10 protein-coding genes, 3 tRNA genes, 1 pseudogene and 2 riboswitches are annotated in these 11413 nt (G+C 57.5%); of the genes and pseudogenes, 3 read left to right on the top strand and 11 right to left on the bottom strand.

Going from position 1 to position 11413, the window contains the following annotated elements; all coding sequences use genetic code 11:
- Positions 1-229 precede the first annotated feature (229 nt).
- Positions 230-1492 carry a UDP-N-acetylglucosamine 1-carboxyvinyltransferase gene (murA, locus tag Q0U90_RS10845; protein WP_297454923.1) on the bottom strand — a complete coding sequence of 421 codons (1263 nt, stop codon included), beginning with the start codon at positions 1490-1492 and terminating at the stop codon, positions 230-232.
- Positions 1493-1539: 47 nt separating this feature from the next.
- On the opposite strand from murA, the gene Q0U90_RS10840 reads away from it, so the two are divergent.
- The gene (locus tag Q0U90_RS10840; RefSeq protein ID WP_297454920.1) at positions 1540-2139 is read left to right on the top strand and encodes a cob(I)yrinic acid a,c-diamide adenosyltransferase; all 600 of its coding nucleotides are present in this window, start codon (positions 1540-1542) and stop codon (positions 2137-2139) included.
- A gap of 368 nt (positions 2140-2507) precedes the next feature.
- On the opposite strand, the gene ramA is transcribed toward Q0U90_RS10840, so the two are convergent.
- From ramA to Q0U90_RS10815, 5 genes are all read right to left on the bottom strand, one after another.
- Positions 2508-3344: an acetate metabolism transcriptional regulator RamA gene (gene ramA / locus Q0U90_RS10835; RefSeq protein ID WP_005511953.1), complete on the bottom strand. Its 837-nt coding sequence runs from the start codon at positions 3342-3344 to the stop codon at positions 2508-2510.
- Between the two features lie 478 nt (positions 3345-3822).
- Positions 3823-4078, top strand: a riboswitch (cobalamin riboswitch).
- Between the two features lie 234 nt (positions 4079-4312).
- On the bottom strand, positions 4313-5104 hold the full coding sequence (locus tag Q0U90_RS10830) for an ABC transporter ATP-binding protein (protein WP_297454913.1): 792 nt from the start codon (positions 5102-5104) through the stop codon (positions 4313-4315).
- A gap of 35 nt (positions 5105-5139) precedes the next feature.
- Positions 5140-5877: a cobalt ECF transporter T component CbiQ gene (cbiQ, locus tag Q0U90_RS10825; RefSeq protein WP_297454910.1), complete on the bottom strand. Its 738-nt coding sequence runs from the start codon at positions 5875-5877 to the stop codon at positions 5140-5142.
- Positions 5877-6251: an energy-coupling factor ABC transporter substrate-binding protein gene (locus Q0U90_RS10820; protein ID WP_297454906.1), complete on the bottom strand. Its 375-nt coding sequence runs from the start codon at positions 6249-6251 to the stop codon at positions 5877-5879. Before Q0U90_RS10820 ends, cbiQ begins: the two co-directional genes overlap by 1 nt.
- A gap of 38 nt (positions 6252-6289) precedes the next feature.
- Positions 6290-7066 (bottom strand): energy-coupling factor ABC transporter permease, encoded by a 777-nt coding sequence (locus Q0U90_RS10815; RefSeq protein ID WP_297454903.1) that lies wholly within the window; start codon positions 7064-7066, stop codon positions 6290-6292.
- A gap of 66 nt (positions 7067-7132) precedes the next feature.
- Positions 7133-7429, bottom strand: a riboswitch (cobalamin riboswitch).
- Positions 7430-7731: 302 nt separating this feature from the next.
- Here Q0U90_RS10815 and cysK point away from each other — a divergent pair.
- Together cysK and epsC are read left to right on the top strand one after the other, a co-directional pair.
- Positions 7732-8664: pseudogene (gene cysK / locus Q0U90_RS10810) on the top strand (cysteine synthase A).
- Between the two features lie 130 nt (positions 8665-8794).
- Positions 8795-9388, top strand: a complete 594-nt coding sequence (gene epsC, locus Q0U90_RS10805) for a serine O-acetyltransferase EpsC (protein WP_048761503.1) — start codon at positions 8795-8797, stop codon at positions 9386-9388.
- Between the two features lie 153 nt (positions 9389-9541).
- Here epsC and Q0U90_RS10800 read toward each other — a convergent pair whose 3' ends face one another.
- The 5 genes from Q0U90_RS10800 to Q0U90_RS10780 all read right to left on the bottom strand — a co-directional run bounded on the left by Q0U90_RS10800 (position 9542) and on the right by Q0U90_RS10780 (position 11336).
- On the bottom strand, positions 9542-9823 hold the full coding sequence (locus Q0U90_RS10800) for a GNAT family N-acetyltransferase (protein ID WP_297454897.1): 282 nt from the start codon (positions 9821-9823) through the stop codon (positions 9542-9544).
- 120 nt (positions 9824-9943) lie between these two features.
- Complete coding sequence (locus tag Q0U90_RS10795; protein ID WP_297454894.1) at positions 9944-10399, bottom strand: hypothetical protein; 456 nt, start codon at positions 10397-10399, stop codon at positions 9944-9946.
- Between the two features lie 156 nt (positions 10400-10555).
- Positions 10556-10628 (bottom strand) — tRNA-Phe (locus Q0U90_RS10790).
- A 19-nt stretch (positions 10629-10647) separates the two neighbouring features.
- Positions 10648-10724: transfer RNA gene (locus Q0U90_RS10785), tRNA-Asp, on the bottom strand.
- A 538-nt stretch (positions 10725-11262) separates the two neighbouring features.
- Positions 11263-11336 (bottom strand) — tRNA-Asp (locus Q0U90_RS10780).
- Between the last annotated feature and the right edge of the window lie 77 nt (positions 11337-11413).

Here is an 11413-nt window from a genome sequence, read left to right as displayed (position 1 = left end):
GCGCTGACCTCCAGATACATTACACACACCCCACCAAAGAACGCAAAACCGCAGGAAAACCACTAAAACCACCACAAATCCAACCGGAAGATAATCTCCCTACAGGCCTAAAACACCCAGACCCAGGATTTGCGATGGTTATCAGTTATGCATCTCAGATATGCATCTCTTGAGTATGCACTGCCCTGTTACTCACTGGCCAGTTATGCAGCTGCCAACAAACGCACGCCTAGCTAACCCGCTCGACAGATGCACCGAGAGAATTCAGTGTCTCTACGAATCCCGGATAACCGCGGTCGATGTGATAAACATCGTGCACCTCGGTCACATCCCCTTCCTCGGTACACAGTCCAGCAAGCACCAGACCGGCCCCGGCGCGAATGTCAGAAGACCAAACAGGAGCAGAGCTTAAGGCTTCCTTCCCACGAATCATCACGTGGTGTCCATCAATAGTGGCATCAGTGCCGAGGCGAATCATTTCGTCGACGAACCGGAAACGCGACTCAAAAACATTCTCGGTAAGTACTGATGTGCCTTCGGACACCGCGGACAGAGCGATGGCCATGGGCTGCATGTCCGTCGGAAAGCCTGGGTATGGCAGCGTCTGATAGTTCACGCCCTGCGGACGTCCGTTCATACGGACGCGGAAACCCTGCGGATAGGTCTCGACCTGGGCGCCGGCGTTCTTGAGCTTTTCCAGGGGAAGGTGCAAATACTTCGGGTTGATGCCGACGACAGTAATATCGCCACCGGTCATAGCAGCAGCGTAAGCCCAGGTACCCGCGATGATTCGGTCGCCGACGACCTTGTGCTCGGTCGGGTGCAGCTTCTCGACTCCCTCAACCGTGATGGTGTTGGATCCCGCACCGGAGATGTTGGCGCCCATTTCCACCAACATCTCGCACAGGTCGACAATTTCGGGCTCACGGGCAGCATTATCCAGCACTGTCGTTCCTTCAGCCAGCACAGCCGCGGTCAGAATATTCTCGGTCGCACCGACAGACGGGAAGTCCAACTTGATATTTGCACCGGTCAGTCGATCTGCTTCGGCCACCACACAACCGTGATGAATGTATGTACGTGCGCCCAGTTTCTCCAGGCCCGCCTGGTGCATATCCAACGGACGGGAACCAATCGCGTCACCGCCGGGCAACGCGACAATCGCATTACGAGTACGCGCCGTCAGTGGCCCGAGCACGCAGACCGAAGCGCGGAATTGACGCACGGCATCGAAGTCAGCGTGATGCGAGAGATCTTCGGGCACCGTGATTTCAATCCGGTCACCCTCGCGCGTCACAGAGCAGCCGAGGCCTTCGAGGACCTTCTGCATCAATGGCACGTCATCAATTTCAGGGCAGTTCGTCAATACAGTCGTACCCTCGGCGAGAAGCGCCGCACCCATCAGCTTCAGGACCGAGTTCTTCGCCCCGGAAACCTGAACCTGTCCGTTTAGCGTCGCTCCGCCTTTAACCAGAAATCGCTCATTTCCCACTCCCCCAGCCAACCACATTTCGCAATATTGCGCTTAGGCTTGAGAGTATGAGCGTTCACTTAACTCGCATTTACACTCGCACCGGCGACGACGGCACGACCGGATTGTCCGATTTCAGCCGCGTCCCGAAGGACGATTCCCGCCTTATCGCCTACGCCACGTGCGAGGAGGCCAACGCCGCACTCGGCCAGGCGCTCAGCTTCGGCACGCTTGACGACGAGATCTCGGCCGTCATCCGCTACGTTCAAAATGACCTCTTCGATGCCGGGGCGGACCTGGCAACACCTATTGAGGAAAATCCAAAGTACCCGCCGCTGCGCATCGAACAGGACTACATCGAACGGCTGGAGCAGTGGTGTGACCAGTTCAATGAGCAATTGCCGAAGTTGGATTCCTTCATTCTGCCGGGCGGCACCCCGGTTGCGGCACTGCTGCACACGGCTCGAGTGATTACTCGCCGGGCCGAGCGTGCGGCGTGGGCTGCGTGTCGAGAGTTTCCCGACACCACCTCAGTCCTGCCGGCGAAGTACCTCAATCGTCTTTCCGACCTACTGTTTATCCTTTCGCGGGTAGCCAATGACGGCAACGATGTTAAGTGGGTTCCCGGTGGCGAACGCGAAAACGGGTACCAAGCAGACGGTAAGTAGCGGGCTAAGCGGCAAAACTAATAACCCCAAATACTACGGGCTGCAAATTACGGGCTGCAAATGTGAAACTGTGCGACTTTATAGCACTTTCAAGCGATTTTTCTGGCCATTTTTGTCATAACCGCGGTCAGTAACTTGCATTCGCCCGCTGCCGCCAAACAGAACCGCGGTCAGTAACTTACATTGGGGTGGGTAGCAAAAGGTGTCCGCTCGGCAGCACGCCGGCGGACACCTTTTGCTACTTACCCTAGGTATGCTGGTTTGCTACGTAACCCAAACTTGTGGGGAGCACGGCGATTGCCCCCGTGGCAACCAGGAACACCCGAAACAACTGCAGGTGTCGGACGCAGCGCCCGTCGTCAAGCGGTTTACGGCAATGCGCCGATGCGACGGGCGGCGTTCACCGCCTCGTAGCGAGTGTGGGCACCCAGCTTACGCATAACGGAGCGGAGGTAGGACTTGACGGTCTCGGCGCCGATACCCATCTCTTCAGCGGCTTCGACATTGGTGTGGCCGAGGGCGACACAGGCAAGAACGTCGAGCTCACGAGCAGACAGCTTGGTGGTCTGCTTGACGCGGACCGGCGTGACCATCTGATCGCAGAGAACTTCGAGCTCCTGGCGCAGCTTCTCGTCATCCACACGGTTGGCGAGCATACGTAGCTTCGAGTGCGTGGAGCGGACCTGCTCCCACTCGGCGCCATTCATGATACGACCGCCCTTGCCGTTACCGGAGCGATCCATGTTGCGGCAGGCATCGACGACTGCCAGGTCCTGTTCCAGGCAGCGGGCGGTCATCGTGACCTCTTCGAGAACCTTGTCCCCCAGGCGCACCGAGGAGTGCACACCACCGTAGAGCACACCGCGGACGAGACGAGAAACAATCACCGGCACGGCGACCAGCGAGTGCAGGCCCTCGTCACGAATCTTGTCGTCGTACTCATGGGTAATGACCTTGGCGCGCAGGTAGTCACTGACACCCACCGGGCGGCGGGTGGCCAATACGCGACCACCAACACCCGCGCCCGATTCCACAGTCAGGTTCTGCAGAGCCGGGGTGCGCAGACCAACCCAGTTGTTAATCTGCATCTTCGAGTTATCGGTGACTTCCGCATACATTGTGACCGGAATACCAGTCGCATTCTTTAGGGCGACCAAGGACGACTTAATAACCTCATTGTCGTCCAGAATGCGGTGGGGATCCATCTCGCGTCCTCCTGCGTAACGGGCAAATTGCTTCACTGGCGCCCACGGGGGCACCGTCAGCCTGTGACTTCACGCCGACTTACACACCAACGAAATAGCCAACTACCGCTCAGCGGCTACTGACCCTTTCGGGGGCTGTAAACCGTACAAAGTAGATAGTACCCTCCGAACGGGTACACCTGCATTAAGGCATCCGTCACACAATCTTAGGAAACAACTAGGTTTCTCTACAAGTATGTACAGAAAACTCCTGGATAAAGACTGCCATCAGCCCCGCTATTGCCCGGCAAATACGAGATAGGGGTAATTGGTTTTCCGCCAGAGAACAGCAAAAATATCATTCATAGAGGGTACTAAATCGCGTTTTACCCCCAATGCGGGCATTTCCGAAATAAGCCTTCGCTTATTTGAATCGGTGCGCTATTGTTATCACTGCAACAGGTTTTGTTGAGTTCCATTTTTTACTGCTACGTCCTCCACGTCGCAGACCAAAGATGGTGCACAGCAAACGCAAGAGGGAATCCGGTGCAATTCCGGAACTGTCCCGCAGCGGTAATCTGGAACGAAATTCGCCAACAGCACTGAAGTTGTTTCAACTTTGGGAAGCGGCGAAAAGTAGGAAAAATCGACAATAAGGTTCTGCCCGCAGGCACTAAAGCAAGTGGCAGTCGTCATCCCCTTATTGTTGGCCACGCCAGGAAGTCCGAATACCTGCCTGATGCGCCGGAGGACACTGCAAAGTGCCACGGCCACGGAGATCGCCCGCGGACAGGTGTGACGTGAAATGGAAGCGAAGAAATGCGACAGCTTCGCCAATATTTCTAGGCCTATTCACATAGGCATTACGCCCTGCCCGCGGGCGTTTTCTCATTTTTAGCCTCATTTTTAGCTTGGTTTAGCTGCACTTATGGCCACGTTTGGCCAAGTTTTTCATCGCTGATGCGTACGCTACCGATTGTGCCAATCCTCTAAATATCCTCCGGATAGAGCACATCCCGCCCAATCGCTTTGGAGACCACAGGCGCCCAGGGCAAAGTCAATCGAGCTTCTTCGACCAAGCCCTGATTGGCCAAAATGTCTCGTTTGGAGCCGACGCGCAGTTGACCGTCGGCAAGCACTGCTGCCCTATCGGCGAAGTTCCACGCAAAGTCGATGTCGTGCGTGGCGACGACAACCGCCGTGTCCTGATCGCGCAATTGATCGAGCGTGTGCGCGAGCTTCCGGGTCGCCTGCGGGTCCAGGCCGGCGGAGGGCTCGTCGAGAAGCAGCACGCGCGGGTGCATCGCCAGCGCGCCTGCGAGCGCGACGCGTTTGCGCTGACCATAGGAAAGCTGATGCGGGACGCGTTCCGCAAGATCAGCGATTTCAGCAGTGACGAGAGCCTCCCGAACGCGCCGCTCTACCTCCTCGTTTCCGAGCCCCATGTTGACGGGACCGAAGGAGACATCAGCAAACACGCTGGCGGCGAAGATCTGCTCGTCGGGATCCTGCGTGACCATCTGCACTGAGCGACGGACAGTATTGCGGCCGCGACGGGAGTACTCGTAGACAGCACCATCGAGACGAACCTCGCCGGTATCCGGCTTGAATGCTCCCGCGAGCATCCGCAGCAGCGTGGACTTGCCCGAACCGTTCGCGCCCAACAGCGCCAGGCGTTCCCCCGCCGAAATTGTCAGATCCACACCTTTCAGGACGCGGGTTTCGTCGTAGGCGTATGTGACTGCGGTCGCTTCCACAATGGCGCCGCTATTACTCTGCACGGAACCAGCACTATTCTTCCTGCCAACCGGCATTCTTATACACCCCATTTCAGCAGTGCCCAGGCTGCAATTAACGACAACAGTAAGGCACTAGTTTTCGCGATGAACTTCGGCTGCCTGGGCCGCGAGATCACTAGTACTTTCATTGCGCTCGGATCGGCGCGCAGCTCAATCCCCTCTTGCATCTTGCGCGCACGGGTAAAAGCAATGACAAAGAGGCTGGCGGACTGTGCCGCTACATCTCGGATCATCGCCCGGCGCGTGGAGTGTCCCAGACGCCGTGCTTGGGCTTCCGTCATCGAGCGCGCGGAGTGAATCAGCACGCCGGTCATTCGATAGATCACCTCGGCGAGGTAAGTGAGATACCGAGGCATGCCGTGCTTATCGAGCCACGCAATGAGCTCCGAAATCGGAGTGGTCAGCGCGAACACCATCGTGCAGCTGATACCCGCAAACGAGCGCATGACGACCTGCGCCATTCGCTGCGGACCGTCCGGCGACCACGCAAGGCCGTCGGAGGTAAGCGCCACTAAGAGCGGAAATGCACCGACGAGCACAAAAGCCGCCGGCGCCAGTACCATCGCCACATACAGCTTGCGGGGCACCCGGGCAATATACGCAATCACCCAGGCAATCACCGCAATGACCGGCGCAAAGGGAACTGGCGGTAGCGCGACCGCCAGAATCAGCAGCCCTCCGAGCAGCAGGATTTTTTCACCGACATTGCGGCGTGCCCAAGCACTGCGCGCCGCTGCGGCTTCTAGCGCATTCACTACTCTTTCTCGCGCTTGTCAGTGCGCGCAGCAGCCTTCCCTCGGTAGTAACCAATCACATAGAACAGCACACCAGCACCGATGACGGCCTGGAGCGCGAACAGTCCCGACTCCACCTCGCCCGGCAGTTCACCGACGAGTGGCTCAAACCACGGCTCATAGCTCGGGTCGATTTCCTGAATTGTCTCTGTCGCGGTGGCGTCTGTGCCTGCGAAGGGCTCCTCGGCGTCGTCGTCCCCGTAGTTGAAGAACAGCGGGAACATGGCAATCAATACAACTAGGACAATGAGCCCAACGCTGACCCACACGGAGTTTTTCTTCGGCTGGCCAGCCGCCTGTGCGTCGACAATCTGTGCATTGTTTTGTGCATTCATAATCGTGCTCTCTTTCGCTTCTTTTCGCTTGACGACGGCTACTGCTTCTGACCTGGTGCGGCGGCAGCTGCAGCATTCTGCGACGTAGCAGCTCCTGCAACAGCGCCGTTAGTGGCACCTGCGGTGTTTGCCTCCAGCGCCGGAGCATCGCCGAAACGGGACAGGAAGCCGAGGTCGAGAAGTTCAGAGTGAGCCACTGCCAGCAGGGTACGCATGAGGATGACGGTGACCAGAGCCTCGATGATTGCCAGCGGAATCTGCGTGATCGCGAAGAGGCCGAGGAAGGTTGCCAGCGCGCCGCTGACACCGCCCGGGTTCGCCGGGTGGGCAAGAGCGAGCTGCATGGAGGTCACGACATAGGTGGAGAGGTCAGCGAAGAACGCGGCCATGAACACGCCTGGCAGCAGACCTCCGCCGAGCTTGCGGGTCAAGACGTAGAAGGCGTAGCCAACCCATGGGCCAACGATTGCCATGGAGAAGATGTTCGCACCGAGCGTCGTAATGCCGCCGTGGGCGAGCAAGATTGACTGGAAGAGCAGCACGATGGAGCCAAGCAGCGCCATTACCGGCGGTTTGAAGATTACGGCGCCGAAGCCGGTACCCGTCGGGTGCGAAGTAGAGCCCGTCACGGACGGAATCTTGATTGCGGAGAGCACGAAGGTAAACGCACCAGCGGCACCGAGTAGCATGCCGCTGCCGGGATGCTCCTTCATAATGCGCTTGACTTGAACTGCGCCGTGGATGACAAAAGGAGCAGCAGCTACGCCCCATCCGATGCAGTGAGTGGCTGGGAGAAATCCCTCAGCGATATGCATGATGTAAATCTTCTTTCTACGGCGCTATTCACCTCGACAGCGCCGCTCGACCGCCAAACCGCGGGCGCGGATTGGATGATTTACAGTCGGTCTCCTGGCTAATGGGCTGAGGAAAGCTACTTTGCCTTCCGATAATGCCTCGACTCCCTTCCCCAAAGGCTTGTGCCCTTGAGTGGCTTCGACGAAGCACCGCGATTGCCTGGCGCATTAGCTGCGTTGCCGGTTATCACAGATAACCGCTGCGCAGATAGCTGCCGCAATCGCGCCCAATCACAGTGGCGAGGGCCGCTGCCTATTCACAAGGCATTCCCGTGCACCGTAAATCAAGTTTCAGAATAGCGGAATCTAAGAAACTTTAATGTTCTTTACCCTCACAATGGAGGTAAGGACCATGGCCAAGGTAATGGCATGGCGTTAACGTGACGGAGACAGGGCAAGTGCGGTAGCAGCGGGGCGGCTGCAACAGTGACAGCAACGGTGGCTGTAGCGGCGGCTGTAGCGGTGACAGCAACGGCGCCTGCGCAGGAATTAACTGACCCCCTTCCCCACGCAATTCCCAAAATAGACGAACTGGTCTGTACTAATTGCAGCATCAGGCGTACACTACGGCTACGTACGAAAACTCATTAGGAAGTCCTCTGCGATTTCCAGAATGGATAAGATTAATGACTATTTATAACGATGTCACTGAACTGATTGGCAACACCCCGCTGGTTAAGCTCAACCGTGTTACCGAGGGACTGCCGGGCAACGTGATTGCCAAGCTGGAGTTTTACAACCCTGCCAACTCGGTCAAGGACCGCATCGGCAACGCAATTATTGACGCCGCTGAGCGCTCTGGCGAGCTCAAGCCGGGCGGCACCATTGTGGAGGGCACCTCCGGCAACACCGGTATCGCCCTCGCTATGGTCGGCGCAGCCCGCGGTTACAAGGTTATCCTCACCATGCCGGACACCATGAGCCAGTAGCGCCGCGTCGTTCTGCGCGCATTCGGCGCTGAGCTTGTACTCACCCCGGGCGCAGACGGCATGCGCGGTGCGGTCGATAAGGCCAACGAGATCGTGGCTAATACCGACAATGCAATCCTGGCCTCCCAGTTCGCCAACCCGGCCAACCCGGCTATCCACGAGTCAACTACCGGTAAGGAAATCTGGGAAGCTACCGACGGCAAGGTTGATTACTTCGTCGCCGGCGTCGGCACCGGCGGCACCATTACCGGTGCTGGCCGCACGCTGAAGAAACACAACTCGGACATCAAGCTGGTTGCTGTCGAGCCGAAGGCCTCTCCGCTGCTGACTGAGGGCACCGCCGGCCCGCACAAGATCCAGGGCCTGGGCGCTAACTTCGTCCCAGAGGTTCTCGATCAGGAGCTTCTCGACGAAATCATTGCGGTTACCAACGAGGACGCTATTGAGGTCTCCCGCAAGGTCGCTGCAGCCGAAGGTATCCTCGGCGGCATTTCCGCCGGTGCAAACATCAAGGCCGCACTCGAGATTGCAGCCCGACCGGAGGCTGAGGGCAAGAACATCGTCGTAATTGTTCCTGACTTTGGTGAGCGCTACGTCTCCTCCATCCTCTACGAGGACCTGCGCGACTAAACCAAGCGCCTAAGGCGTGAGCTCCAAAAGCGCTCGTAATATTCCCCGCAAAGCCCGCTAGCTGACAGTTTTCCGTCGGCAAGCGGGTTTTTGCGTTGTTCCCACTTGTAACCAGATAGAATTAACGGCCATGAGTGACTTTTTCCGAATCCTCAAAGAGGATCTGGACAATGCCCGTGCGCATGATCCAGCTGCGCGTAGTGACGTAGAAAATGCCATTGTCTACTCCGGCCTACACGCAATCTGGATTCACCGATTCTCGCACCGCCTCTGGAAGCGCGGCGGGATTTTCAAGGGCATTGCACGAGTCCTCGCCCAGTTCGCCCGTTGGCTGACTGGTATTGAGATTCACCCGGGTGCCCAAATTGGTCGCCGGTTCTTCATCGACCACGGCATGGGAATTGTCATTGGTGAAACCGCAGAGATTGGTGACGGCTGCATGCTCTACCACGGCGTGACCCTCGGTGGTCGCTCGCTGGAAAAGGTCAAGCGCCACCCCACGCTGGAGGACAACGTCACCGTCGGCGCAGGTGCGAAAGTCCTTGGTCCGATCACAATTGGTGCTGGCTCGTCGATTGGCGCCAACTCCGTGGTCACCCACAGCTGCCCACCCGATTCCATCGTGATAGGAATTCCGGGCCGCGTACGCCCTGCCAAGCCCGGCGAACACAAGCCGTTGTGCGATCCGGCAGTGTACGTCCAGGGTGACGGGGACTTTATCTAAGCCCAGTATCTAACTCAGCTAACTCAGCACCAGCACCCGACGCAGCCTTTGCGCGAGCTCTGCATACAGAAAAGCCGATCGGTTGTTCTGCCCTGAACAGCCGATCGGCTTCTTTGTATTTTTCTATGTCGTCTCTTTTGACCTTTTCAGAGACTAATCAGCCAGCAAATCCTGGTACTCCGGATTCTTCTCCACGAACCGGGCAACAGCAGAGCAGCTGGTGCGAATCTTACGATTGTTCTTTCGAACATCATCCAGCGCACCTGCGATAAGCGGCTTGGACAGCCCCTGGCCACGGAATTTGTCATCCACAACCGTGTGGTCAAAATCCAGAGCGCCTTCCACCGGGGTGTAAGCGGCGAAGCCGGCCTCCTCCCCCTCTACGGTGAGAACATAGCGCTGTCCGGCCTCATCGTGCGAAATAGTGTGTGCCATTGTCGGAGTCACTTCCCTCTTGTGGTTTTGGATTGTGGTTTTAAAACATCGTCCTTGTAAACGACTCTCAGGATGTAACCCAGACAACAGCCGCTACGCCGGATTAATTCCGAATCCTGGCTAATTCTGCACTAGAGGGGGCTCGCCTGGGTGCTCGTCGGCACGCCCGACAGCGACACGGCACGGAACATCGCCCTTCGCGACCTTGGTCGCAGCCTCACCCTCAGCCCAACCGGGGCTGATGGCCTCGGCGAGCGGACCTGCAAGATCCGCCATTTCACAGTGAGACAGCCCCGGCGCTACCACGCTGATTCGATAGCGCTTACGATCGCCCGGATCCACACCTGGATTGGCTTCCGCCCACAGATCAGCGAGCGAGGACGTGCGCCCCACATCGGGCATGACATCCTCGTAGACGTTAACCTCCTGATCCGGAATCAGTTCCGCGAGCACCCCGCGAACCTTCTCAGCAGCCGATTGACTGCCCGCAGCATCCGTGTAGACGAAGATGCGCACGACCCACGGCAATGTCTCATCGTGGGACAGCGTTCCTGCTGAGGCGAATTCCTTACTCATGCACCACATCCTATCCGCTAGGGCGTGTACGCGGTTCAATTTCCCCCACTTTAAGGTTTTCGCTCGGCTCAACGCACTTTGCTTTACGACGAGCCCAGCGACAAGCACCCGGAAAACAAAGAATCCCCAGCCCGTTTCCGGACTGGGGATAAATTGTGGCCAGAAGCGGGATCGAACCGCTGACCTTCCACTTTTCAGGCGGACGCTCTACCGACTGAGCTATCTGGCCAGACTTGAAATTAATCAAGTGGCGACCCTGACGGGACTTGAACCCGCGACCTCCGCCGTGACAGGGCGGCGCGCTAACCAACTGCGCCACAGGGCCTTAAATGCCGTGCTCAACTTTCCGGATTACCAGCGCTGCGCACGAGTTGTTACTCTACAGAACAGCGCTAAACATAAGCAAATCGCCAGCTCATGGCGGATATTTTAAGTTGAAAAATGACATCCCAGCCCCGGGGGCTCGGGGCAACCTAGACTGTGGTGCCCCCGGTGGCGACTACGGGTTAATAGACAAAAGCATGTCCGCTCAGCATGTCACCGGGTGGCCCCTTTTGCCACTTAACCCTTAATGCGAGTTACTGACCCCGCTTATAGCAAAAATGGCCCATAAACTGGCCTGAAAGTGTCATAAACTCGCACAGTTTCACATTTGCAGCCCGCAATTTTTCGGGTTGTCAGTTTGCTACTTAACCCCGGGTTGTGGAACTGCCTCAGTTGGGGCCTGACCAGTAACTATCTTGAGAATCAGACACACTTTTAGTCTATTACCCCCATTTTGCCCCCACACACAGCGATGCCCAACACATCACTAACCAGAAGCAAAAAACACCAGCTCCAACCGGAACTGGTGTTTAGAATTGCGACCCTGACGGGACTTGAACCCGCGACCTCCGCCGTGACAGGGCGGCGCGCTAACCAACTGCGCCACAGGGCCATTATGAATTTTTAGTGGTACTCCCAACGGGATTCGAACCCGTGTTGCCGCCGTGAAAGGGCGGAGTCCTAGGCCTC

It is taken from the genome of uncultured Corynebacterium sp. (genome assembly GCF_946998835.1).
GTDB lineage: Bacteria > Actinomycetota > Actinomycetes > Mycobacteriales > Mycobacteriaceae > Corynebacterium.
Note: the sequence above shows the minus strand (reverse complement) of the source record. Positions and strands in the feature narration are given on the sequence as shown.